Genomic DNA, 24976 nt, shown 5'->3' on the forward strand with positions numbered 1-24976 from the left:
ACGGCCCGGGCTCGTCACTTCGCCCGCAAGCGGATCGCCTGACCGCCGCCGGGGGCCAGTGCCAGTTTGAGCGTATCGCCCTTGCGGACCTGCTTCGTCTCGATCGCGATCGCGTGACGGGCATCGGTCCTGTAATCGGCGTCGGGACCATCGCTATAGATTTCGGCGGTATAGGTGCGGCCCGCATCGAGGAAATCGAGCGTCACCGTCAGGCTACGCGCATTTTCATCGGTGATGCTGCCGATATACCAGTCACGGCTGTTGCGATCGCGCCGGGCGAAGGTAGCATAATCGCCGACCTCGCCATTCAGCACGCGCGTTTCCTCCCAATCGACGGGAACGTCGCGGATGAACCTGAACGCATCCGGATATTTTGCATAATTCTCCGGCGTATCGGCCGCCATCTGCACCGGCGAATAGAGCACGACATATAGCGCCAGCTGCTTGGCGATGGTCGACAGGATCGGGCTGTTGTCCGTTCCCGTCAGGCTGAGCACGCCCGGCGTGAAATCCATCGGTCCTTCCAGCATCCGGGTGAACGCCAGATTGGCCTCGTGCTCGGGCGGGTTCTTCCCCGGCCAGGCGTTGTATTCCATCCCGCGCGATCCTTCACGCGCCAGCCAGTTGGGATAGGTGCGGCGAAGGCCGGTGTCCTTGATCGGCTCATGCGCGTCGATCGATACCTTGTACTTCGCGGCCGATTGCACGACGCGCAGATGATGGTTCGCCATCCACTGCCCCTCGTGCCATTCGCGTGAGATCGTGCCGTCCGGATTGATGCGTTCGATCTGGCCGGCGTCGGTGACGTAGCCGGTCTTGATCGTCGGGATGCCGTGATCGGCGGCATAGCGGAATGCCGCGTCGAACTGGCCCTCGTAATGGGTGGCGGCACCGCCGGTTTCGTTATGACCGATGATGTACACGTTCTTCGCCCTGGCATAGCGGGCCAGCTCGACGGCGTCGAAATCCTCCGTCGGCCGAGCGAACTGCATCGCGCTGCCATGCCCCGCCCAATCGCCGTCCCAGCCGATGTTCCAGCCCTCCACCAGCACGCCCGGAATCTTGTTCAGGCTGGCGAAGTCGATATATTTCTTGACGTTGGCGGTGGTCGCGCCGTGGCGGGGGCCACGCGCCCACGTCCAGTCGCCCTTTATCATGTTCCACCACACGCCGACGAACTTGCCCGGCTTCACCCATGACACGTCGCCCAGCTTGTTGGGTTCGTTCAGGTTTAGCTCCAGATGGCTCATGTACAGCCCCGGCGCATCGCTCGCGATGATGAGCGTCCGCCACGGCGTCGTCCAGCTACCCTGTTTCACCACCTTTGGCCGACCCGAACCGGGCGTCAGCACGGTCTTGAGGGTGTTCCCCGTCGTCTTCATGACCGCCATCGAGGCGTAATCGACCAGTGCCGCCTCATGCAGTGCGACGTGCGTGCCGCTCGCCAGCTTCATGGTGATCGGCGTGGCGGCGGTGCCCACCGCCGCCAGCGGGGTACGTTCGTAGAGATACTCCTCGCGGTTCCACAGGAACGCGGGCTTCCACCAGGCGGTGCCGCCCTCGGCGAAGGTGAACTCGGTTAGCTCGTCGGCGATGTTCGCGCCATGCAGGTTCGCCTGATCCGGCACCTCGTACCGGAATCCGACGCCATCGTCCTGAATGCGGAATACGATGTCGTAACTGCGCTGCAGATTGCCGACCTCGGTCAGCCGGACGCGCATCTCGCGATGATTGTCGCGGATCCGGTGCCATTCGCCGTAAGGCTGTGTCCAGGTCGTATCCGCCTTGCCGTGCGTGACGCGCTCGATCCGCATACCGCGTTCGATCTTCGGCTGATCGGTGAACAGGAAGCCGAGGCGCGACGGCGCGATGATCGTCTCTGCCCCACGGGTGATCGCATAGAGCGGGCGTCCATCCGGATCGGTGGTCACCGATACCTTGATCGTGCCATCGGGTGAGGTTTCCTCGGCACCCGGCGCATTGGCCTGCGGGACGAACTTGAACGTCTCGTTGGCAGGTGTCGGGGCGGGTACCGAGGCAGGCGCCGTCTGCGCGTCGGTGCCCGAGGCTGCGCACAAGGCGCACGCCAATGCCCCCAGGGCCAGGCCCGTGCGCAGCGCGCGATCGGCCGAACTGTCGCGGCGTTTGGCGAAATACATGGATATCCTCTCGCGATCCTGCCCGCCGATCTGGCGTGACAACCGTTTGCAGCCTCTCTGATCCAACCTGTCGTTGCCGTTGCCAAGAGGATGACATACGTATTCGACCAAAGCATCGCTTGGCGGAGGCGAGAAGTTCGGGCTGTGGAGCCCGGCAACGACCGTCCCGACGGTGTGGCAAGAGAGGATATTCCACCCGGTGTCGGGCCAGCGCAGAGCCACTTCGTTCGATATCGCCCATCTGGCAGGGGTGTCGCAGCCGACCGTGTCGAGGGCACTGCGCGGCAGCACGACCGTCAGCGCCGCTACGCGCCAGCGGATCGAGACGATCGCGCGTGAACTGAACTATTCGGTCGATCGCTCGGCATCGAACCTGCGATCCGGCGCGACCCGCACGCTGGCGCTGCTGCTGTTCCGTGATCCGACGCCCAACGACACGCTGATAAACCCTTTCTTCCTGGCGATGCTGGGATCGATGATGGAGACATGCGCCAAGGCAGGCTACGACCTGCTGGTGTCGTTCCAGCAGATGTCGGGCGACTGGTATCGCGATTACGAGGGGAGCCACCGGGCCGATGGCCTGATCCTGCTCGGCTATGGCGATTATGCCGATTATCATCACCGGCTGATCGATCTGGTCGATCAGGGTACGCATTTCGTGCGGTGGGGCCATGTCACGCCGGGCCAGCCGGGCCTGACGCTGGGGTGTGACAATGTCGCTGGCGGGCAGGCGGCCACGGCGCATCTGATCGAACGGGGGCGGCGACGGATCGCGTTCCTTGGCGATGCAACGGATCATTATCCAGAATTTCACGATCGCTATGGTGGCTATGCACAGGCAATGGCGGCGGCGGGCCTGTCACCCGATCCGGCGTTGCAGGTATCATCCATATCGACCGAGGAAGATGGCGTACGGGCCGCGCGGGAATTGCTGGACCGGGGCGTCGCCTTTGACGGCATCGTCGCGGCGAGCGACCTGATCGCGCTGGCGGCGATGCGGGTGCTGGCGGGGGCGGGGATCACCGTACCTGCCGACGTCGCTATCGTCGGGTTCGACGATATCCCCGCCGCCAGCCTCGCCAATCCGCCGCTGACGACGGTGGTACAGGACGCCGGCACCGCCGGGCGACGGCTGGTCGAGCTGTTGCTTGCCCGGATCAAGGGCGACACTGTCGCCAACCTCGTCCTGCCGACGCGACTGACGGTGCGTCGATCGTCCGGCGATATCAACGACGCAGCGTGATCGTCGCGGCGAGGCCGCCCTCAGGACGATTGGCCAGCACGACCTCGCCCCCCGCTTCGCGCACGATGGCACGGGCCAGTGCCAGCCCCAGGCCTATCCCACCCGTCTCGCGATTGCGTGATGTTTCCAGCCGCGTGAACGGATCGAAGACGTCGCCCATCCGGTCGGCCGGGATACCGGGACCGCGATCGGCCACGACGATCGCCACGGCGTGCTGTTCGGCCCGGAGGCTGACCTCCGCCACCTCGCCATATTTCACCGCGTTCTCGATCAGGTTGCGGACGGCGCGACGCATCAGGGCCGGGCGCAGCCGCATGCGCAGCCGGTCGATATCCTCGAACGAGACCGGCGCGCCCAGATCGCGGAAATCCTCGACCACCGCATCGACCAGCGCGGCCAGATCGACCTCGGTCAGTGGTTCGCTGGGCCGCCCAAGACGGGCGAGCGACAGGATATCGTCCAGCGTCCGGTTCATATCGGCGATCGTGTCGATCATGCGGAGCCGATCCGCCTCGTCCTCCACCGATTCGATCCGCACCCGCAATGCCGCCAGTGGCGTGCGCAGATCATGGCCGATCGCGCCCAGCATCCGGTCTTTTTCATCCAGCATCGCCGTGACGCGCAGGCGCAGGCCGTTGAACGCAGTAATCAGCGCCGCGACATCGTCAGGACCACTGACCGCAACAGGCGCGACGGGTTCGCCCGGACCGAAACGCTCGGCCGCCGCCGTCAGATCGCGCAGGGGTCGGGAAAGGCGCCGGACCGCCCAAAGGACCGGCAGCAGCACGATGACGAACAGGATCGCCGTCTGACCGGCCAGCCGCCACACCAGGCCGATGTCATGCGCGCCCCAGGGCATGCGCTGGACCAGCCAGCCCAGCCCCGGCCGCTCGACCGCGATCACCAGTTCATCGGCACTCCGCATCAGAAAACGTCGCCGGCTGACGGGCAGACGGCGCAGCAACGGACTGTCGACACGAAGCGGGCTGAGGCCGGTGACGATGCGACCGACCTGTACGCCCGATTCCGCAAGCCCGGACCGTAAGGACTTCTCGACCTCCGGCTCGCGCGGCAGCGTGGCCGGAACGGGGTTGGCGGATACCAGCCGCACCCGACCACGATCGGCCACCGGCGGTCGGCCTTGCGCACTGCGTTCGATCGCATCGGCAAAGCGCGTCGCGGCGGGCCCGGTGATCTGCGCCAGCGCGAAGAACCGCCGTTCCCGCAGCAACAGCGTGAAATTGATCGCCTGCGCGACGAACAGCGCGAGCGCGATCAGCAGCGCGATCTGGCCCGCGAGCTTGCGCGGCCAGAGGCGGGATAGGACGGTCAAAGCCGGGTCACTTCGGCGGCCAGCGTATAGCCGCCGCCCCATACCGTCTTGATGATATCGGGCGCCTTCGCATCCGCCTCGATCTTGCGTCGCAGGCGGCTGACCTGATTGTCGATCGCCCGGTCGAACGCAGCGGCTTCGCGGCCTTGCGTCAGGTCGAGCAACTGGTCGCGGGTCAGCACCTGACGGGGACGCGTAACGAGCGCCAGCAACAGATTGAATTCGCCCGTCGACAGCGGCACGGACACGCCCTCGCGATCGACCAGCGCGCGCTCGCCCGATTTCAGGACCCAGCCGGCAAAGGCATAGGAGCCCGTCTCCGGCGCATGCTGGCGCGTACCGCCGCCCTGCGTCCGCCGCAGGATCACCTTGACGCGCGTGGCCAGTTCGCGCGGCGAAAACGGCTTAACGACATAATCGTCCGCGCCCATTTCCAGCCCGACGATCCGGTCGGTTTCCTCGGCACGGGCGGTCAGCAGGATGACCGGCACGTCGCTGGTCGCGGCGATATGGCGGCACAGGCTCAGGCCGTCCTCGCCCGGCATCATGATGTCGATGATCGCCAGATCGATCGCATATGCCGCCAATCGGGACCGCGCACCCTCTGCATCGCCCGCCTGGGTGACGCGGAAACCCTGTTTGCCCAGATACACCGCCAGCGGTTCACGGATCGAACGTTCGTCATCAACGAGCAGCAGGTGCGGCAGATCTCCCATGACGCCGGGGTCTAGCATGACGCCGGTCTCTGGAAACAGTGGATCATTGCGCCGGGGGTGGCGGCGCATCGTCGCCGCGCGGCGGGCGGGGGCCGGGGCGGGCAGCGGCCAGTTCGGCCGCATCGAGGCGCCCATCCTTGTTCGTATCCAGCCGATCGAAACGGTTCGCCGCCATCTGGCGCGATTGCTCCAGCGTCAGTTCCCGGTCACCGCCGCTGCCCATCCCACCGCCCATGCCCCTACCACGTCCGCCACGACCGATGCCATCGCCGCGCCGTTCCGCCCGCATCGCCTCCATCGCGGCCCGCCGCTCTTCGGGCGTAACCTTGCCGTCATGGTTGCTGTCCATGCGGGCGAACATCCCATTCGCCTGCGCCATCGCTTCCGCACGGGTCACGATGCCATCGCCATTGGCATCGGCACGGCGAAGCCCGGCGGGGCCGCCGGGGGGTGGGGCAGGTGGAGTGACGGTCTGAGTCATGGCGGCGAGCAGCAGCGAGATAATCATCGGATAGCTCCGGCCGGCGCGTGGACCATCCGCGTGCCGAATGGATCATCCTATCGCCCACCACTGTCGCATCCTTGTGTCGATCGACCCGACGATGTGTCGCAATTTGTACGGACGGGTTGTTCAGGCGAAGATCGCGACACCCTGCATCTGCTCGGCGACAGGCGTCAGATCGGTATTCCACACGGCCATCCGCTGGCTGGAATATCCCTCGCTGGCGTGATCGGTGTGCGCATTGAGCAACCACCAGCCGTCTCGCGTCCGTGGCACCGGCATCAACAGGTTGACGAGCCACGTCATCGAACTGACGGGCGCCGGCCGGCCGATCAGCCGCAACGCCGCTGGCGGCAGGCAGTCGGCAACAGCCAGCAATTCCACCGCCGGATCGAGGGCGGTGCGGTCACGCAATCGCACCCATCGCCGCCATGCCGTCGGCGTCGTCGCATCGGGCCGGTCGATGAACTCGAAATTCTTCGTGAACGCGACTGCCGGAATGCCGAAGGAACCCGGCTCCTCGAGCATAGGTGGCGGGCAATCGGTATGCCGACCCGTCCGATGGTCGATCGACGATGCCATCGTCGCCACGAACACGAACATCGCGCGCAGTCCGAGCCCCGCATCGCCGCTGATATCGACCTGGACATAGGCCGCGTTACGGCCCCGCCGCAATCGCTCGGCGCGTAGGGTGATGACGCCGGAAAGCGGACCGATAAAGGCGATCTGCGCCGATCGAAGCGGCGGCAGATCGACGTCCGACCGTTGTGCGACGTGCAGGGCCAGCGCACTCGACAGGCCGCCATAAGCGGTACGCCCCTGCAACCAGCCATCGGGGACAGTCGTCTGCCAACCATCTCCCGACGGCTTCAGCGCGGCGATCAGCGCGCCTACCCCAAGTGTCTCACTGCCCATGGACGTCCAACCGGTCAGCGCGCCGTCTGGCCGAAGAGGATCTTCTTCGCCTCCTCATCGTCCACGACGTTGCGTTCGCTGATTTCCTTCCCTTTCGCATAGGCCGTGACGGTCGCCGGCCGCGAAGCGATGCGATCGAACCAACGGTGCAAATGGGGAAAATCCTCCAGCTTCTGGCCCTGCGCTTCATGTGGAACGATCCAGGGATAACAGGCCATGTCGGCAATCGAATAGTCACCGGCGATAAAGTCACGCCCCTCCAGCTGTCTATTGAGTACACCGTATAGACGGCTGGTTTCGTTCACATATCGGTCGATCGCATAGGGGATCTTCTCCGGCGCATAGCGATTGAAGTGATGGTTCTGCCCCAACATCGGACCAAGACCACCCATCTGCCACATCAGCCACTGCGTCGTCACCACCCGGCCACGCATATCCGTCGGCAGGAAGCGGCCGGTCTTCTCCGCGAGATACAACAGGATAGCGCCGGATTCAAATACGGAAACCGGTGCGCCCCCATCGCTCGGCTCATGATCCACGATCGCCGGCATCCGGTTGTTTGGCGCGATCGCCAGAAAATCGGGCACGAACTGTTCACCCTTGCCGATATTGACCGGCAGGATGCGATAGGGGAGGCCAGTCTCTTCGAGGAAGAGCGTGATCTTGTGCCCGTTGGGCGTCGGCCAGTAATGCAGATCGATCATCGGGGTTGCTCCTTACAGGGTCGCGCTGAATATGGGCGGTCCCCGACGACCCCGAAAGGAGCGGGTAATCAGGCCGCGGCCATCCGGTCGTCGAACAGGCCGTACAGCAGCGTCGACGCATACATCGCCACGGCGCGATCGCGCGGCATCGTGCCTGCCCATTTACGCATGTCGAACGCGGCATTCTGTAGCGCCATCAGCGCCTGTGCGGCGATCAGCGCATCGACCGGACGGCATGACCCCTCCGCCACGCCATCCATGATCGTGCCGGCATAGCGGCGCGCGATCCGGTTCGACCGATCGACCATCGCGTCGCGCACGCCGGCCGGCAATCCACTCAGCGCCGTGGTGCGCAACAGCGGCGCGGCCTCGGCAAACTGCACGTCCAGCAGGGTCGCGACCGTGCTCGCCAATCGCTGCCAATGGCTGTCATCGCGCGCATCGGCCAGTACCTGCGCCTCGGATATCGTATCGAAAGACCGCCGATAACAGGCGGTGACCAACTCGTCCTTCGCATCGAGATGGTGATAGAAGCTGCCCTTGGTGACGTTCAGTTCCGATGCGATCCGCTGCACCGACGCACCGCGATATCCCAGTTCGTTGATGAGGCGCGTCGCCGCCAGCAGGAAGGCCGCCCGGCCGGGCTCGCGTTCGTCATGGCTCAGGTCGAGCGTCGTCGGTGCCCAACGCGCATCGGATGCGGCGATGCCGTTCGCGAAGACGTCCATCAACCGCGCTTCCACCCGCGGATACTGATCGGCATCATATCGTTGAATCCAGATCGGCAGCCAGAATGTGTTTTCGAGCAGTACATGCGCCCGCGCGCTGGTCAGGTCCTTCAGCGACCGGCTGGTGGGATCGCCCCATAGAGCACGGGTGGTGCGAAACACCTTTTGCCATCCCGCCATCAGGCGCGAACGGATCGGATCTTCCGTGGCGCGCAGGTCCGACAGCACGGCAAAGGCGGTTTCTTCCCCCCGGTCGATCCGCTCCAGCCGTTCCATGTTGAGCCGCAGATAGCGCGCGACGCGGGCGCGGGGGGTATCGGCGCGCAGCGCGTCCTCCAGCATCTCCATCAGGCGATCGAGCGTATTCTCAAACGCCGCGGCGGCCAGATCCTCCTTGCGCTTGAAGTAATAGGTGACGCTGGTGGTGTTCAGCCCGACCCGCCGGGCGACATCGGCAAAGGTCATGCCCTTGGCCGATTGTTCGTTGATCGCCTCGGCCGCGGCGGCGAGGATCGCGTCGCGCTTGGCGCGAAAGCGCTTTGTTCCGATTTCTACGCTCTCGTCCGCCGTCATCCTGCCATCTGTACCAGCTTCCCTTTGCAGAGCCAGTCCCTTTTCCGGTATCCTCATACACGGCACTTTTCGGATAGGTCTACGGCTTTACCGAACATCCGGTACGGTCTAGGAGAAGAAAGACAACGATGGCTGGAGAGTGCCGGTGGACTTCACGCTGAGCGAGCGCGAAACTTATTTCAGGGAACAGGTGAAGGCGTTCATCGACCGTGAAATCCGGCCAAGGCACGCCGATTATATCGCACAAGGTCATACCGGCGAGCGCTGGAAGGTGTTGCCCGTGATCGAGGAGGTCAAAGAGAAGGCAAAGGCAGCCGGTCTCTGGAACTTCTTCATGCCGCCCCGCTCCGGCCGCGCCCATGTCGACGATAGCTTCACGTTCGAGGGGACGCAGCTGACCAACCTCGAATATGCCCTATGTGCCGAAGAGATGGGGAAGATCAGCTGGGCCTCGGAATGCTTCAACTGCTCGGCCCCTGACACGGGCAATATGGAGGTGTTCCTGCGCTATGGCACCGCCGAGCAAAAGGAACGATGGCTGCGTCCGCTGATGAACGGCGACATCCGCTCCGCTTTCCTGATGACGGAGCCGCAGGTGGCCTCGTCCGATGCGACGAATATCCAGACCAGCATGGTGCGCGATGGCGACGATTACGTCGTCAACGGCCGCAAATGGTGGTCGAGCGGCGTCGGCGATCCGCGCTGCAAGGTCGCCATCCTGATGGGCAAGACCAGCTTCGAAGGGTCACGGCACAGCCAGCAGTCGATGATGATCCTCGACATGGAAACGCCCGGCGTGTCGATCGAACGGATGCTGTCGGTCTATGGATACGACCACGCACCGCACGGCCATGGCGAGGTGTCGTTGACCGACGTCCGCGTACCCGCCTCGAATGTCCTGCTGGGCGAGGGGCGGGGGTTCGAGATCGCGCAGGGAAGGCTGGGTCCGGGCCGCATCCATCATTGCATGCGAACAATCGGCGTCGCCGAAACCGCGCTGGCGGCGATGGCGAAGCGCCTGCAATCACGCATCGTGTTCGGCAAACGCATCTCCGATCATTCGATATGGGAACAGCGCGTCGCCAAGGCACGGATCGACATCGAGATGACCCGCCTGTTGTGCCTGAAGGCCGCCGACATGATGGACAAGGCAGGTAACAAGGCGGCGCAGGTCGAAATCGCGATGATAAAGGTCGCGGCCCCGACGATGGCGCTGCAAATCCTCGACGACGCCATTCAGGCGCATGGCGGCGGCGGCGTCAGTGAGGACTTTTCACTCGCCCATGATTGGGCGGCGATGCGCACACTACGTTTCGCCGATGGCCCGGACGAGGTCCACAACCGCTCCATCGCCCGCGCCGAATTCGGCAAATATGGTGACGTGGCGGCAGAGCGACCCGTCCGGTGACCGCACCGGACGGCACGATCGAGGTGGCGACCCGCGACCGGTTGGATCTGGACCGGCTGGGCGACTGGATGCAGGCCCATGTCGATGGCTTTCACGGGCCGCTGACCTATCGCCGGTTTTCGGGCGGTCAATCGAACCCGACCTATCGGATCGATACGCAGGCTCGGGCCTATGTCCTGCGGCGCAAACCGTTCGGTCCGATCCTTCCCTCCGCCCACGCGGTGGAACGCGAGTTTCGCGTAATCGCCGGCCTTCACCCGACCGGCTTTCCGGTGCCGCAGCCATTGGGGTTGTGCGAGGACGATCAGGTCATCGGATCGCCCTTCTACGTGATGGAACTGATCGCCGGACGGACGATCTGGGACGGCGCGATGCCCGGTTTGGTGCCTGCCGATCGACGGGCGCATTACGATGCGATGGTCGACACGCTCGCGGCGTTGCACCAGACCGACTACGCAGCGGCGGGGTTGTCGGATTACGGCCGACCGGGCAATTATTTCGAACGGCAGGTCGCACGCTGGACCAAGCAATATCGCGCCGCCGAGACGGAACGGATGGAGGCGGTGGAGCGGCTGATCGACTGGTTGCCACGGACGCTTCCCGAACAGACCCGTACGTCGATCGTCCATGGCGACTACCGGATCGACAACATGATCTTCGCCGACCGCGGCCCGCGCGTGCTGGCGGTGCTGGATTGGGAGCTATCGACGCTGGGTGATCCGCTCGCCGATTTCTCCTACCTCCTGATGAACTGGGTAACGGCGCCAGAGGGCCGGTCGGGCGTGCTGGGCCTGACAGGCCCGGATACGGGCATTCCGACGCTGGAAGAGGTCGTCGAACGCTATTGCAAGGCAACCGGCCGAGATGGCGTGCCGCAGCTCGACTGGTATTTTGCCTATAACCTGTTCCGGCTGACCGGCATCGTACAGGGCATCAAGCGCCGGATCATCGACGGTAACGCGGCCAGTGCCCAGGCGCAGGAAACCGCGGCGCGGGTCGGCGGACTGGCGGATGCCGCCTGGGCCTTTGCCGAACGGGCAGGGGCATAAAGGGAGAAGAGCGCGATGGCACGGTTCACAGGAAAGTCGGTCATCGTCACCGGTGCGGGATCGGGCATCGGGCGGGCTGCCGCGATCGCCTTCGCGGCCGAGGGCGCGCGGGTGGTGGTCGCGGATCTGACCGAAGGAGCGGAGGAAACCGCGGCTACGATCGGCCCGGCAGCGCGTGCGATCCGGATCGATGCGGGACGAGAAGACGACGTCCTACGCATGATCGCGCTCGCCGAGGAAGCGCATGGAGGACTGGACATCATGTTCGCCAATGCCGGCATCTCCGGTGGCATGGCGAATATCTTCGATACCGACGTAGCCTTGATGACCGAGGTGCTCCGCGTGAACCTGATCGGCCCGTTCCTGGCCATCAAGCACGCCGCCCCACGGATCGCGGCGCGCGGCGGCGGCGCGATCATCCTCACCGCCAGTGTCGCGGGACTGCGATCGGGCGCCGGATCGCCAGCCTATTCCGCTTCGAAGGCCGGTGTCATCAATCTGGCTCAGGTCGCCGCCCAGCAATTGTCTGGATCGAACGTGCGGGCGAATGCACTGTTACCCGGACTGACCGAAACGGGGATGACGCAGGTGGTCTTCGATCACGCGCGTGAAGTCGGGAAACTGGACCGGGTCGGCCGATTGAACCCGCTGCGTCGCGGCGGCTCGCCGGAGGAGCTGGCCAGGGTGGCGCTTTTTCTCGCCTCCGATGACGCAAGCTACGTCAACGGGCAGGCGATCGTCGCCGATGGTGGGCTGTCATCCAGTCATCCCGTCATCCGGCAGGAATACGGGATAACCGCCGCGTAGTTTACGCGCCATTATATAATCCTTTGCTACCTGAACGACATGGTTCGATCTGCCGACACCGATCATGTCATTGCCGACGCTGTATGGGATGCCATTCAGCGCGCGCAGGCAGTGATGGCCTTCACGCCTGACGGACGGATCGTCGATGTGAACGATCGAATGCTGGGCATGCTGGATCGGCGCCGGGATGCCATTCTGGGCATGGCGCATGATGATGTCTGGGAAGCCACGGAAGGTGAGGATCCCCGGCAGTCCTGGACTCGGCTGTGCAGCGGCCATTCCGTCCTCGGCCAATATCAGGGTCGCGACCATGGCGATCGCCCGATCTGGATCGATGCGGCCTATTATCCGATCGTCGATGACTGCGGATCGGTGATCCGTATCATCATGATCGGACACGATATCACGGCCGCACGGCAACGCGCCAACGAAGCCGAGCGCTGGCGCACCGCGATCGACGCATCGCAGGCGGTGATCGAATTCGACATCGACGGCACCGTGTTGGAAGCGAATGATATCTTCCTGGAACTGTTCGGTTATCGGCACGAAGAAGTCCTCGGCAGGCACCACCGCATCTTCTGCGACACGGCCCATGTCGCCAGTCCGGAATATCGCGCATTCTGGGCAATGCTTGGCAGCGGCCGTTTCGTCGCCGATCGTTTCCGCCGCATCGCCGCGGACGGTTCGTCGCGCTGGATTCAGGCGACCTATACGCCGATCCTCGACGTGACCGGAAAGCCGGTGAAGATCGTCAAGCTGGCCACCGACGTGACGGCGCAGTTCCGTCTGGAAGAAGAGGTCGCCGCCCGATTGGAGGAAACCGGCCGGTTCCGCAACGAGGCCGAGGCGCGTCGGCGGGAAGCCGAACAACTGATCGTTCAGTTGAGCAAGGTGGTCGAAACCGTCGCCGGGATCGCTACGCAAACGAACCTGCTGGCGCTGAACGCCAGTATCGAAGCGGCACGCGCCGGCGAAGCTGGACTTGGCTTTTCCGTCGTAGCAGCCGAGGTGAAGAAATTGGCCAGCGACACGCGCAAGGCGACCGCCCTTGCCCGACGGATGATCGCCGACTGAGCGGATCAACCGCGCTGGCGGATCAAACCTTCCTGCGCGACGCTCGCCACCAGCCGCCCATCCTGTGTGAAGACCGATCCACGATTAAAACCACGGGCATGGCCGGCCCACGGACTACGCATCGCGTAGAGCAACCACTCGTCGGCACGGAACGGCTCGTGCAACCACAACGCATGGTCGAGGCTCGCGACCTGCATCTTCAGATTCATCCAGCCGACGCCGTGCGGGATCATTCCCGTCCCGAGCAGCCCCATGTCGGAAGCATAGGCCAGAACCGCGCGGTGGAGCGCCGGATCGTCGCCGATCGGCGCCACCAGCCTGAACCACATCGCCTGAACGGGGTCGCCCGGTGCCGGATCGATCCAGCTACGCGGGCAAACCGGCCGGATGTCGATCGGTCGCGGCCTCAGCAATACGCGGTGATATTCCGGCGGTATCCGGTCGGTCATCGCCCGTCGCAACGCCGCTTCGCTCGCCAACGTGTCCGGCGCCGGCACGTCCGGCATCGTATCCTGATGCGTAAAGCCTTCCTCGGGCACCTGAAACGAACAGGCCATGTTGAGGATCGGTTTGCCGCGCTGCATCGCGATCACCCGGCGGGTGGCGAAGCTGCGCCCCTCGAAATCGCGCACGACGCGAAAGACGATCGGGTGGTTCTCGTCGCCCGGCCGCATGAAATACGCGTGCAGCGAATGGGCGACCTTAGGCGCATCGGTCGATCGCTGAGCCGCCTGCAACGCCTGGGCGATCACTTGGCCACCGAACACCCGCCCCTCACCGCCGGGCTGGCGAGCGCCGCGGAACAGGTCGACATCGATCTGTTCGACATCGAGCAGTGTGACGAGCCCCGCTACCAGGGCGGCGGGATCGACATCGACAGGCATGTTCTGGTCCATGCCGCCTGCCTTCGCGGTCGCCCGAAACAGCGTCAATAGCCGGCGGCGATCGCCAGTCGATCGGCATGGAAATTCGGGTCGCCCCACAGTTCGGTCAACACCCGCGCACGCTTCATATAGAAGCCGACATCATATTCGTCGGTCATGCCGATGCCGCCATGCATCTGGACACTCTCGTTGACGGACAGCGTCGTCGCCATGCCCGACATCGCCTTGGCAACCAAGACCGCCTCATCCGCGCGGTTGGAATCGGCATCGAGCAGTTGCTGCGCCTTCAGCACGGCAGCGCGGGCAACCTCCATCTCGCTGTACAGATGCGCGGCGCGATGTTGCAGCGCCTGATAGCTGCCGATTGCCTGACCAAACTGCTTGCGCTGTTTCAGATAGCCCATCGTCATGTCCATCGCACCGCCACCGACGCCCAGCAGCTCCGCCGACGCGCCCGTCCGTCCGGCGCGCAGCAACCGGTCGAGCGGCGCGCGTCCGGCATCGACTTCGCCGATCACCGCATCGGCATCCACGTCCACGCCCTCGAATGCCAAATGGGCGGCAATGCTTGAGTCCGCCAGACGCGCGGGTGTGATCGTCAGGTTCGCGGCATCGCGCGGGATGGCGAACAGGGTGATGCCGTCGCGATCCGCTTCGCTGCCGGCCGTCCGGGCTGCAACGATCAACAGATCGGCGACATACCCATGCGTCACAAACCGCTTCGCCCCCGTCAGACGAAAGCCGTTACCGGATCGCGTTGCCGTCAATTCGATGCGGTCACGATGTTTGGCCGCTTCGTCGATCGCCAGCGCCGCGACGGTCTCGCCGGCAAGGATACGAGAAAACCAGCGATCCGCTTGCGCAGAGCCCCGCAACGCCTCGACCGCGGCAACGGCGGTGGTCAGGAACGGGGAGGGCGAAAGGTTGCGGCCGATCTCCTCCAGCACGACACCGGCCTCGACATGGCCGAGACCCAGGCCCCCGGCGGCTTCGTCGATCAGGATGCCGGTGAAGCCCATGTCGGCAAATCGCTTCCAAAGATCGCGGCTGAAGCCGGCTGGATCATCGGCATCGCGCAGCGCGCGCAGATGCGAAACCGGCGCGGCATCGGCGATGAAATCGCGGATCGTGTCCTGCAACGCCGTCTGGTCGTCGTCGAGGTAGAGGGGCATGTGAACCTCCATTCCGGCCGGGACCGGAGTCTGCTGTCATGAGGGTAATCGTGATCCGTCGATCAACGATCAGGAGGGCAGCTCCAAAATGCGCTTGGCGATGATGTTCAGCTGTATTTCGGAGGTACCACCCTCGATCGAATTGGCCTTCGTTCGTAGCCAGGCGCGGGGCATGGCGCCGGTGTTCGACGCGTCGCTTTCCCATTCCAGCGCATCCGATCCACCCGCCGCCATCATCAGTTCGTGACGATCCTTGTTCAGCTCGGTGCCATAATATTTCATCATCGATGGCTGGGCAGGGTGCGCGCGACCCGCCTTCAGTTCGTCGATGAAGCGCTCCGACATGGCGGAAAAGGCCTGGGCCCGCACCTCGAACAGGGCGATCTGCGCGCGCAGGATCGGATCGGCAAGCCGACCGTCATGGTCCAGGCCTATCGTGGCGATGGCACCGGCGATCAGCGGGTTCTTGCCCGATCCGCCAAGGCCCATGCCGGATATCATCTCGCGCTCATGGCCGAGCAGATATTTCGCGACGTCCCAGCCCTTGTTCTCGTCGTGAACGCGGTTGGCCTTGGGCACCTTCACATTGTCGAAGAACGTTTCGCAAAAGGGCGAATTTCCAGAGATCAGCAGGATCGGCCTGGTCGATACGCCGTCCGATGCCATATCGAACAGGACGAAGCTGATGCCACCCTGCTTGGAGGCCTTTGACGTTCGGACGAGGCAGAAAATCCAGTCGGCCTTGTCGGCGTAACTGGTCCACACCTTCTGCCCATTGACGATGTAATGGTCGCCGCCATCCTCCGCACTCGTCGCCAGACTGGCGAGATCGGACCCGGCATTGGGTTCGGAATATCCCTGGCACCAGCGGATTTCACCACGGGCGATCTTGGGCAGGTGATCGAGCTTCTGCTCCTCGGTGCCGTATTTCAGAAGCGCGGGTCCCAGCATGGAGATACCGAAGGAATTGAGCGGCGACCGGGCGCGGATCGCGGCCATCTCTTCGCGCAGAACCTTCGTCTCTGCCGGTGAAAGACCCCCGCCGCCATATTGTATCGGCCAGTCGGGCACGGTCCACCCGCGTGCCGCCATCGCGTCCAGCCATTGTTTCTGTTCGGGACTGGACGGTGCATAACGCCGGCCACCCCAGCACACGTCGTCGTCGGAACGGAGCGGCTGACGCATTGCGGCGGGGCAGTTTGCCGTCAACCAGGCGCGCGTGTCCGTGCGGAACCTATCGAGATCGGTCATGACATCCTCTCCTCGTCCAGTCCCCATGGCGGTCGTTTCGCTTCTTCGGGGGAGGTCCCGGCAGAAGCCGGGATGATGGCTGCGCGTTACTTGATCCGGCCTCCGCTGGCGGCGGCTTGCTTCAGCGACGACGCGACGGTGAAGCCGTGGCTTTCCAGTCCGGCGACGACCTTGCCCAGTCCCTCGGTCTGCGCCCAGAACATCGGGCCGCCGCGATAGACCGGCCAGCCATAGCCATAGATCCAGACGACATCGATGTCGGACGCGCGCTGTGCCTTGCCCTCTTCCAGAATCAGCGCACCCTCATTGACCATCGTGTAGAGCGTGCGGGCGACGATCTCCTCGTCGGTGATCTCCCGTGGCGTGACGCCTTCGCGCTTGCGAAAATCCTCGATGATCTCGGCGACGCGGGCGCTGTTCGACGGCGTGCGCTTCTCGTCGTAATCGTAGAAGCCGGCCTTCGTCTTCTGACCCCAGCGGTTCTCGGCGGCGAGGGCGTCGCGGATGTTCTCGATCCGGGTCGGATCGCGGTGCCAGCCGATATCGACACCGGCGAGATCGGCCATCTGGAACGGCCCCATCGGCATGCCGAACGCGACATGCACGCGGTCGATCTGTTCCGGCGTGGCACCTTCCAGCAACAGCTTCGTCGCCTCGACCTGGCGCGGCATCAGCATGCGGTTGCCGATGAAGCCATAGGTGACGCCGGCGACGACGGCGACCTTCCTGATCTTCTTCGCCAGCGCCATGACGGTCGCCAGCACGTCGCCCGCCGTCTTCTCGCCGCGCACGACCTCCAGCAGCTTCATGACGTTGGCGGGCGAGAAGAAATGCATGCCGACCACATCCTGCGGGCGGGCGGTCACGGCGGCGATCTCGTCGATATCGAGATAGCTGGTGTTCGAGGCCAGGATGGCGCCGGGCTTGGCGATTGCATCCAGCCGCGTGAAGATGTCCTTCTTCACGCTCATTTCCTCATACACTGCCTCGATGATGAGGTCGCAATCGCGCAGGTCATCGAAGTTGAGCGTCGGGTTCAGCGCGCCCATCGCCTGTTCGACCTGCTCCGGTTTCATCCGGCCCTTCGCGGCGGTCGCCTCGTAATTCTTGCGGATCGTACCGGTGCCGCGCTCCAGCGCCTCGGCCTGCATCTCGACGATCGTCACCGGAATGCCGGCGGACAGGAAGTTCATCGATATGCCGCCGCCCATCGTGCCGGCGCCGATCACGCCGACGCGCTTGATGTCGCGCAACTTGGTGTCGGCAGGGACGTCGTCGATCTTCGACGCCTGACGTTCGGCAAAGAAGATGTGACGCTGAGCGGCGGATTGAACGCCCATCATCAGGCGCATGAATTCCTGCCGCTCGAACGCGATGCCCTCGGCAAAGCTCGCCCCGGAGGCGGCCTTTTCGACGCAGGCGATATTGGCAGCCGGCGCATCGAAGCCACGGAAGCGGCGGGCATTTTCCTTTTTGAACGCCTCGACGGCCTCGGGATCGGCTTTCGCTTCCTTCTCGCTGGCGCGAGGTATCGGTCGGTTCGCCTTGATCTCACGCGCGAAAGCGATCGCGTCGTCGGCCAGACTGTCTTCTCCGGCGAGACCATCGATCAAGCCGGCTTCCAGCGCCTTCCTTGCGGGGATCGGATCACCCTTGGCCGTCAGTTCCAGCGCCAGTTTCACGCCCGCGATCCGCGGCAACCGCTGCGTTCCGCCCGCACCGGGCAGCAGGCCAAGCTTCACTTCCGGCGTACCGATCTTGGCCGAAGGTACTGCGATCCGGTAATGGCACCCCAGCGCGACTTCGCACCCACCGCCCAGCGCGGTGCCGTGGATGGCGGCGACGACGGGTTTCGACGACGCTTCGATGATATCCACCACGGTCGGGAGCAAAGGCTCGACCGGGGGCTTGGTGAATTCGGTGATATCCGCGCCGGCAAAGAACGTGCGGCCGTCGCACCGGATGACCATCGCCTCGATCGAGGCGTCGGCGACACCTTCCTTGATCGCCGCATCGATCCCCTGACGCACCGCCGCGCTCAGCGCGTTGACGGGGGGATTGTCCGAAATGATGACCAGCACATCGTCATGGCGCTCGGTACGGATCGGCGAAGTCATGGTCGTCTCCTGAACGGTCGGGCGGGATCGCTGCCCCGTACCCCTGCTTCTAAGAACGTTCCGTCTATCGCCGCGCAACGAGACAAAATCAACAGCAATTGGTCTGCCGCGCGCTTTGTGCGGCAGACCCGACATTCAACTTATCATCCGTCGCTGGCTTCCCTAGCGGCAACGAACCTGCTGGTTCTGCTCGACCGCACGACCGGCCAATGCACCAGCCGCCGCGCCGAGCAAGGTGCCCACCGTGCGGCTCCGTCCGCCATCGATGACGTTGCCGAGCAGGCCACCCGCCGCGCCCCCAACGATCAGGCCCGTCGTGCCATCGGACCGACGGCAGTAATAACGCCCGTCATAACCGGCATAGACCCGCTCGTCGGTGGACAGCACGCGCTCGCGGTACTGGCCGCCGGTGCGATAATCGCGCGCCGGGTCATAGACGGCGGTGTCGTCATAGCCGTTCTCGTACCGATCGGGTGCCTGACGATAGGGACCGTCGTCGCGTGTCCGTCGATCGTCGCGAACTTCCTGATACCGGTCCACCTCCTGTCGATAGAGCTGATACTCGCGATCGAACCGCTCCTGCGCGGCACGGAACCGGGCTTCCTGCGCGTTGCTCTGGGCCAGGGCGGGCGACCCGGCAACGGTGGCGACGACGAGACCGATCGTGAGAAGACGGGAAAGCATGTCACTGGTCCTCCAGCCCGCGAATCGGGCATGGATGCTGATACCGCCAGCAGCCCCGATCGTTCCTGAACGGCCCCATCGAAAGCATGCGGCGTTGCGTCACGCCGTGTGCTAGGACGGCATATCACTTGACCGACCCCGTAGGCATGCTTGTGATGACGGATACCCGACAGAGGCCGCCGCTTACGCGTAGAAGGATCGTCCGATGGACGTGGACCACGCCTCCACCAGCCAGATGATGCAGGAAGCATCGCCCTTTGACAGCGCATCGGATGCCCCGGTCCGCGCCCAGTCGACGGTGGAGCGCGCCTATCAACTGGCGCGGCAGGGACCATGCACGACGCTGGACGATATCCGGCGTCAGCTGGAACAGGAGCGCTACGCCTCGGTCAACGCCCATCTGTCCGGCCCCACGATCCGCCGTCAGCTGCGCCAGATCTGCCGCGACCGGATCGTCCGGCCGACACCGACCGAATAGGTCGGACGTCGGCGTGACTCAGTTCAGGGTCACGAACGTATCCATCACCCGCTTGCGTCCCGCATTCTCGAAATCGATCTCCAGCTTGTTGCCCTCGATCTCGGCGATCGCGCCATAGCCGAACTTCTGGTGGAACACGCGCTGCCCGACTGACAGGTCACCGCGCCCCTTGTTGCCGAGGCTGACCGCGCTGGCCCGGCTTTCGACGATTCGTTTGGGGGCGGTCGTGAAGCTGGACCCGCCCATCTGCCCGGCGGCACGTTGCCATCCCGGCCCCCGCCCGGTGCCGCGCGCGACATCGGCGAACGGATCGGCGCGTTCCGACCAGTTGGCCCGCCACAGGCTTTCGCCGCCGCTCATGCTGGTTTCGGTATCGATATGCTCGGGCGGCAGCTCGCCGACGAAGCGGCTGGGGATGCTCGACGTCCACTGGCCATAGATGCGCCGATTGGCGGCATGCAGGATGAATGCCCGCCGCCGCGCCCGCGTGATGGCGACATAGGCTAGCCGCCGTTCCTCTTCCAGGCTCTTTGTCCCGCCCTCGTCCAGCGATCGTTGTGAGGGGAACAGCCCTTCCTCCCAACCGGCGAGGAAGACGGTGTCGAACTCCAGACCCTTCGCCGCGTGGATCGTCATGATCGTTACCTGCGGATCGTTACGGCCGCCCTCGTTATCCATGACCAGCGACACATGTTCGAGGAACGCGCCCAGCGACTCATATTCCTCCATCGCCCGCACGAGTTCGGTCAGGTTCTCCAGCCGGCCCGCCGCCTCGACTGATTTCTCCGCCTGATACATCGCCGTATAGCCGCTCTCGTCCAGCAGTTGCCGGGCCAGTTCGGGGTGGGGCAGGGTCTGCGCCATGTCGCGCCAACGGGCGATATCGCCGATCAGCCGCCCCAAGGACCGCCGCGCCTGCGCGGTCAGTTCATCGGTATCGAGAATACGGGCCGACGCCGTGGTCAGCGGCAAAGCCTCCGCCCGCGCCAGTTGATGGATACGCGCCAGCGCCTTGTCGCCCAGTCCACGCTTGGGGACGTTGACGATACGTTCGAACGCCAGATCGTCCGCCGGCTGGTTGACGATCCTCAGATACGCCAGCGCATCCCGGATTTCGGCGCGCTCGTAAAAGCGGAAACCACCGACGATCCGATACGGCATCCCGATCGAGATGAACCGGTCCTCGAACTCGCGGGTCTGGTGCGATGCGCGGACCAGGATCGCGATATCGTCCAGCGTCGTGCCGTTCCGCCGTGCCGCTTCGATCTCGTCGCCCACCCGGCGCGCTTCCTCGGGACCATCCCAGACGCCGAGCACACGGACCTTCTCACCCGCGTCCAGCTCGGTCCACAACTGCTTGCCGAGCCGGCCGCTGTTATGCGCGATCACACCACCCGCCGCGCCCAGAATATGGGGGGTCGAGCGGTAATTCTGTTCGAGACGGATCACGGTCGCGCCGGGAAAATCCTTCTCGAACCGCAGGATGTTCTCCACCTGCGCACCGCGCCATGAATAGATCGACTGGTCGTCGTCACCGACACAGGCGATGTTCCGCCGCTCCTGCGCGAGCAGCCTTAGCCACAGATACTGGACGCTGTTGGTGTCCTGATACTCGTCCACCATGATATAGCGGAAACGCTGCTGATACTGCTCCAGCACGTCGCGGTGCGTCTTCAGGATCACCAGCATGTGCAGCAACAGGTCACCGAAATCGCACGCGTTCACCGCCCGCAGCCGCGCCTGATACTGCGCGTACAGTTCGCCACCACGGCCATTGGCATAACGCTCGGACTCGCCGGCATCGATATCGCGGGGGGTGAGCCCCTTGTTCTTCCACTCGTCGATCAGGCCACCCAGTTGCTTGGGTGGAAACCGCTTCTCGTCCAGATCGGCCGCCACGACGAGCTGCTTCAACAGGCGGAGCTGATCGTCGGTATCCAATATGGTGAAGTTGGATTGCAGGCCGACCAGTTCGGCATGCCGGCGCAGCATCTTGGCACCGATCGCGTGAAAGGTGCCGAGCCACGGCATCCCCTCCACCGCATCGCCCACCAGCCGGCCGACCCGCTCCCGCATCTCGCGCGCTGCTCTGTTGGTGAAGGTCACGGCCAGGATCTCGCTCGGCCACGCCTTGCGCGTGTACAGCAGATGCGCCAGCCGCGCGGTCAGCGCCGCCGTCTTGCCGGTGCCGGCCCCGGCCAGCATCAGAACGGGACCGTCGGTCGTCAACACCGCCTCGCGCTGGGGCGGGTTCAGCCCACGCAGATAGGGTGGTTCGTCGATGGTCGAGGGTATGGCGGACTGGTTCACCATCGAACAGGTAGGGAACGAACGCCGCCCAGACAAGCGCGGTCCACGTCATCGAAGCGACACCTGACCGTCGCGCCTGCGTAACGAAACGGGGTTAGCGCAGCATCAGCCGACGAGGCCCGAACGGGTGTGCGTGGGCCATCAACGCACCGGTACAGCCGGGCGCCAACCCACAGGAGCTATCATGACCATCATCCGTAACGTCGCCACGGCGGCGGCCCTTGCTGCGTGCGTGCTTTCCGCCGCCACCGTATCGGCCGCCGATCGTACCGATCGCGTCCCCGTGACCGTCAACGTCTCGCACGCCGATCTCGATCTCGCCAAAGCCGGCGACCGCGTCCGTCTGGCACAACGTATCGCCCGCGCCGCCCGTCGCGCCTGCGGCATAGGATCGATGCGCGGCGCCGCGATGACGGATGCGGATCGTTGCTACCATGAGATGCTGGCCGACGGCGACGGTCAGCTTGCCGCGATCGAGCGTCGTGGCGCCGTACAGGTCGCCGCCCGCTGATCCATCATGTCGATCGTGGCGCTATGGCATCGCCCTGGTGCCACGGTTGACTTGCGCGAGCCGTTTGCCAGTCTGTCGCCATGACCCAGACTCGCACCGGCGCCTGCCATTGCGGCGCGATCCGCTACACCGCCACCGGTGAACCGCAACATCACGCGCTGTGTCATTGCACCGATTGCCGCCGCTGGTCGGGCGCACCGATGGTGGGCTGGATCGCCTTTACCGAGGATCAGGTGACGGTGACCGGCACGCCCGCGACCTATGCGTCCTCGGCGGACGCGACGCGGCAATTCTGCGCCACATGCGGGACCGGCCTGTTCTATCGCAACCCTGTCTATCTGCCGGGCATCGTCGATATCCAGTCCGGCACGCTCGACGATTATACCGGCAATCCACCCGGCGCCCAGATCATGGTCAAGGATCGTGTCGCGTGGATGGACGAGGTCGACGCGCTGCCCCGCTTCGCCACCTATCCCGGCATGGATTGATCGCAGCGGCTTGACCGCGTCCGGCGCGGACGTGAAGGAAGCGCATGACCGATCGACCGCATCCTTCCCATGCCCGCGTGCTGCTCGCCAGTTTCGTCGGCACCACGATCGAGTTCTACGATTTCTACGTCTACGCCACCGCCGCCGCGCTGGTGTTCGGCGAGCTTTTCTTTCCCCTCGGCGCACCCGGCGCGCAGCAACTGGCCGCCTTCGCCACTCTCGCCGTGGCCTTCTTCGCGCGGCCCGTCGGTAGTCTGGTGTTCGGCCATTTCGGCGACCGGATCGGCCGCAAATCGACCCTGGTCGCCTCGCTGCTGACGATGGGTGTATCGACGACGCTGGTTGCAGTGCTGCCGACCTATGCCACGGCCGGTTGGGTGGCCCCGGTGGCGCTCTGCTTCCTGCGGTTCGGTCAGGGCTTTGGCCTTGGGGGTGAGTGGGGCGGGGCGGCCCTGCTTGCGGTGGAGCATGCCCCGCCCGGCTGGCGCGCCCGCTATGGCAGCGCGCCGCAATTGGGTGCCCCGGCCGGTTTCATCGCCGCCAATGGCCTGTTCCTGCTGCTCGGCCTGTGGCTGTCGCCGGCGGAGTTTCGTGACTGGGGCTGGCGCATCCCGTTCGCGATCAGCGCGATACTGGTGGCGCTGGGCCTGTGGATTCGCCTGAAGCTGACGGAAACGCCGGAGTTCGCGGCGTCGCTGGAGGAGGCGCCCCCGCCGGCGGTGCCGATCGCCGAACTGCTCGGCCAGCACCTCGGCGCGACACTGGCGGGGACGGTCGGCGCGATCGCCTGTTTCGCCGCCTATTATGTCGGCACCGCGTTCTTGTTGGGATACGGCACCAAGACGCTCGGCTTCACGATGCAGCAGTTCCTGTTGATGCAGCTGGGCGCGATCCTGTTCATGGCGATCGGCATCTATCTCGCGGCCTGGCTGGCGGACAATCGTTGGGACGAGCGGCGCGTGCTGGCGGGCGGCTGCGTCGCCACCATTCTGGTCGGCTTCACCATCGCCCCGCTGATGAACGGATCGGCCGCCGGTGCTTTCGCGTTCCTGTCGCTCACCCTGTTTGCGATGGGGTTCGTCTATGGCCCCCTCGGCGCGTGGCTGCCCGGACTGTTCCCGGCCCGCGTCCGCTACACCGGCGCGTCGATGGCATTCAACGTCGCCGGCGTGATCGGCGGCGGGCTGACGCCATTGGTCGCGCAAGGGTTGGCGATGGAGCGCGGGCTGGCGGCCGTGGGCCTGTATCTCAGCGGTGCGGCGGCGTTGAGCCTGATCGCCCTCGTGATGATCCGGCCCCGCACGACCCCCGCCGTGCCGGTCGACGCAGTCCTCTAACCGCGCCGCAACAGGGTCAATCGCGCCTTGCCATGGACGCGTGTGGCATCGACGACGAAGTCGGGCAGGGCGATCTCCTCCGGCTTCGAGGTTTCGATGCTGACCCATGTCGCCGGCCCGATCCACCCAAGCCGTCCCAGCTTGTCGAGCGCCACGCTACCCGCTCCGGTGCCATAGGGCGGGTCCATCATGATGAGGTCGAGCGGCGCGGGTGCCGGCCCCAGCGCCATCACCGATGTCGCCCGAACGTCGCCACGCGTGCCGAGTTTCGCCAGATTGGCCTTCAACGCGTCGAGGGCGGCTCGGTCCTGCTCCACGAACAGGCAAGTGGCGGCCCCCCGCGACAGGGCCTCGATCCCCAGCGCCCCCGAACCCGCGAACAGGTCGCCAACGGCCAGCCCCTCGAAACTGCCGAGACGGCTGGCGAGCATCGAGAACAGCGCCTCGCGCGTCCGATCCGCGGTGGGGCGGGTGGCATCGCCCTTGGGCGCGACGAGGGGGCGACCCCGCCATTGGCCGGCAATGACCCGCAT

The 24976-nt window shown here is 64.9% G+C and carries 23 protein-coding genes and 1 pseudogene; 10 read left to right on the top strand and 14 right to left on the bottom strand.

Going from position 1 to position 24976, the window contains the following annotated elements; translation table 11 throughout:
* Positions 1-14: 14 nt before the first annotated feature.
* Entirely contained in the window at positions 15-2159 is a 2145-nt protein-coding gene (locus tag JAO74_RS03885) for a glycoside hydrolase family 97 protein (RefSeq protein WP_199036050.1), read from the bottom strand.
* 199 nt (positions 2160-2358) lie between these two features.
* On the opposite strand from JAO74_RS03885, the gene JAO74_RS03890 reads away from it, so the two are divergent.
* Positions 2359-3402, top strand: a complete 1044-nt coding sequence (locus JAO74_RS03890; RefSeq protein ID WP_199035344.1) for a LacI family DNA-binding transcriptional regulator — start codon at positions 2359-2361, stop codon at positions 3400-3402.
* Here JAO74_RS03890 and JAO74_RS03895 read toward each other — a convergent pair.
* The 6 genes from JAO74_RS03895 to JAO74_RS03920 all read right to left on the bottom strand — a co-directional run bounded on the left by JAO74_RS03895 (position 3386) and on the right by JAO74_RS03920 (position 8873).
* Positions 3386-4735 carry a sensor histidine kinase gene (locus JAO74_RS03895; RefSeq protein WP_233150659.1) on the bottom strand — a complete coding sequence of 450 codons (1350 nt, stop codon included), beginning with the start codon at positions 4733-4735 and terminating at the stop codon, positions 3386-3388. The genes JAO74_RS03890 and JAO74_RS03895 overlap by 17 nt on opposite strands.
* The gene (locus JAO74_RS03900; RefSeq protein WP_199036052.1) at positions 4732-5451 is read right to left on the bottom strand and encodes a response regulator; all 720 of its coding nucleotides are present in this window, start codon (positions 5449-5451) and stop codon (positions 4732-4734) included. The genes JAO74_RS03895 and JAO74_RS03900 overlap by 4 nt, the downstream gene beginning before the upstream one ends.
* A 43-nt stretch (positions 5452-5494) precedes the next feature.
* On the bottom strand, positions 5495-5959 hold the full coding sequence (locus JAO74_RS03905) for an EF-hand domain-containing protein (protein ID WP_199035348.1): 465 nt from the start codon (positions 5957-5959) through the stop codon (positions 5495-5497).
* Positions 5960-6082: 123 nt separating this feature from the next.
* Entirely contained in the window at positions 6083-6868 is a 786-nt protein-coding gene (locus JAO74_RS03910; protein WP_199035350.1) for a thioesterase family protein, read from the bottom strand.
* 14 nt (positions 6869-6882) lie between these two features.
* On the bottom strand, positions 6883-7572 hold the full coding sequence (locus JAO74_RS03915) for a glutathione binding-like protein (RefSeq protein ID WP_199035352.1): 690 nt from the start codon (positions 7570-7572) through the stop codon (positions 6883-6885).
* 68 nt (positions 7573-7640) lie between these two features.
* A complete protein-coding gene (locus JAO74_RS03920) occupies positions 7641-8873 on the bottom strand; it encodes a TetR/AcrR family transcriptional regulator (protein ID WP_199035354.1) in 1233 nt (410 codons plus the stop codon).
* Positions 8874-9018: 145 nt separating this feature from the next.
* Between JAO74_RS03920 and JAO74_RS03925 the strand changes: the two genes are divergently transcribed.
* From JAO74_RS03925 to JAO74_RS19020, 5 genes and pseudogenes are all read left to right on the top strand, one after another.
* Entirely contained in the window at positions 9019-10281 is a 1263-nt protein-coding gene (locus JAO74_RS03925; RefSeq protein WP_199035359.1) for an acyl-CoA dehydrogenase family protein, read from the top strand.
* 68 nt (positions 10282-10349) lie between these two features.
* Positions 10350-11330: a phosphotransferase family protein gene (locus JAO74_RS03930; RefSeq protein ID WP_199036054.1), complete on the top strand. Its 981-nt coding sequence runs from the start codon at positions 10350-10352 to the stop codon at positions 11328-11330.
* A gap of 15 nt (positions 11331-11345) precedes the next feature.
* Positions 11346-12137: an SDR family NAD(P)-dependent oxidoreductase gene (locus tag JAO74_RS03935; protein WP_199035360.1), complete on the top strand. Its 792-nt coding sequence runs from the start codon at positions 11346-11348 to the stop codon at positions 12135-12137.
* A 159-nt stretch (positions 12138-12296) separates the two neighbouring features.
* Positions 12297-12497: pseudogene (locus tag JAO74_RS19230) on the top strand (hypothetical protein); the annotation flags it as partial.
* Between the two features lie 27 nt (positions 12498-12524).
* The gene (locus JAO74_RS19020; RefSeq protein ID WP_269845922.1) at positions 12525-13211 is read left to right on the top strand and encodes a methyl-accepting chemotaxis protein; all 687 of its coding nucleotides are present in this window, start codon (positions 12525-12527) and stop codon (positions 13209-13211) included.
* A gap of 5 nt (positions 13212-13216) precedes the next feature.
* Here the strand turns inward: JAO74_RS19020 and JAO74_RS03945 are convergent, their stop codons facing one another.
* From JAO74_RS03945 to JAO74_RS03965, 5 genes are all read right to left on the bottom strand, one after another.
* A complete protein-coding gene (locus JAO74_RS03945) occupies positions 13217-14095 on the bottom strand; it encodes an acyl-CoA thioesterase (RefSeq protein ID WP_199036056.1) in 879 nt (292 codons plus the stop codon).
* 44 nt (positions 14096-14139) lie between these two features.
* Positions 14140-15267 carry an acyl-CoA dehydrogenase family protein gene (locus JAO74_RS03950; protein WP_199035374.1) on the bottom strand — a complete coding sequence of 376 codons (1128 nt, stop codon included), beginning with the start codon at positions 15265-15267 and terminating at the stop codon, positions 14140-14142.
* Positions 15268-15336: 69 nt separating this feature from the next.
* A complete protein-coding gene (locus JAO74_RS03955) occupies positions 15337-16518 on the bottom strand; it encodes an acyl-CoA dehydrogenase family protein (protein ID WP_199035377.1) in 1182 nt (393 codons plus the stop codon).
* A gap of 86 nt (positions 16519-16604) precedes the next feature.
* Positions 16605-18635 carry a 3-hydroxyacyl-CoA dehydrogenase NAD-binding domain-containing protein gene (locus tag JAO74_RS03960; protein ID WP_199035384.1) on the bottom strand — a complete coding sequence of 677 codons (2031 nt, stop codon included), beginning with the start codon at positions 18633-18635 and terminating at the stop codon, positions 16605-16607.
* 162 nt (positions 18636-18797) lie between these two features.
* A complete protein-coding gene (locus JAO74_RS03965; protein ID WP_199035393.1) occupies positions 18798-19319 on the bottom strand; it encodes a glycine zipper 2TM domain-containing protein in 522 nt (173 codons plus the stop codon).
* Between the two features lie 205 nt (positions 19320-19524).
* On the opposite strand from JAO74_RS03965, the gene JAO74_RS03970 reads away from it, so the two are divergent.
* Positions 19525-19797 carry a hypothetical protein gene (locus JAO74_RS03970; protein ID WP_056527885.1) on the top strand — a complete coding sequence of 91 codons (273 nt, stop codon included), beginning with the start codon at positions 19525-19527 and terminating at the stop codon, positions 19795-19797.
* An 18-nt stretch (positions 19798-19815) separates the two neighbouring features.
* Here JAO74_RS03970 and JAO74_RS03975 read toward each other — a convergent pair whose 3' ends face one another.
* A complete protein-coding gene (locus JAO74_RS03975) occupies positions 19816-22107 on the bottom strand; it encodes an ATP-dependent helicase (protein WP_332908727.1) in 2292 nt (763 codons plus the stop codon).
* A gap of 184 nt (positions 22108-22291) precedes the next feature.
* Between JAO74_RS03975 and JAO74_RS03980 the strand changes: the two genes are divergently transcribed.
* From JAO74_RS03980 to JAO74_RS03990, 3 genes are all read left to right on the top strand, one after another.
* Positions 22292-22618, top strand: coding sequence for a UrcA family protein (locus JAO74_RS03980; protein ID WP_199035408.1), 327 nt, complete (start codon positions 22292-22294; stop codon positions 22616-22618).
* Between the two features lie 80 nt (positions 22619-22698).
* Positions 22699-23106: a GFA family protein gene (locus JAO74_RS03985; RefSeq protein ID WP_199035410.1), complete on the top strand. Its 408-nt coding sequence runs from the start codon at positions 22699-22701 to the stop codon at positions 23104-23106.
* Positions 23107-23150: 44 nt separating this feature from the next.
* Positions 23151-24443 (top strand): MFS transporter, encoded by a 1293-nt coding sequence (locus JAO74_RS03990; protein ID WP_199035412.1) that lies wholly within the window; start codon positions 23151-23153, stop codon positions 24441-24443.
* Here JAO74_RS03990 and rsmD read toward each other — a convergent pair.
* The gene (gene rsmD / locus JAO74_RS03995; protein ID WP_199035419.1) at positions 24440-24976 is read right to left on the bottom strand and encodes a 16S rRNA (guanine(966)-N(2))-methyltransferase RsmD; all 537 of its coding nucleotides are present in this window, start codon (positions 24974-24976) and stop codon (positions 24440-24442) included. The two genes, JAO74_RS03990 and rsmD, sit on opposite strands and share 4 nt — an antisense overlap.

It is taken from the genome of Sphingomonas mollis (assembly GCF_016427505.1).
GTDB classification, from domain to species: domain Bacteria; phylum Pseudomonadota; class Alphaproteobacteria; order Sphingomonadales; family Sphingomonadaceae; genus Sphingomonas; species Sphingomonas mollis.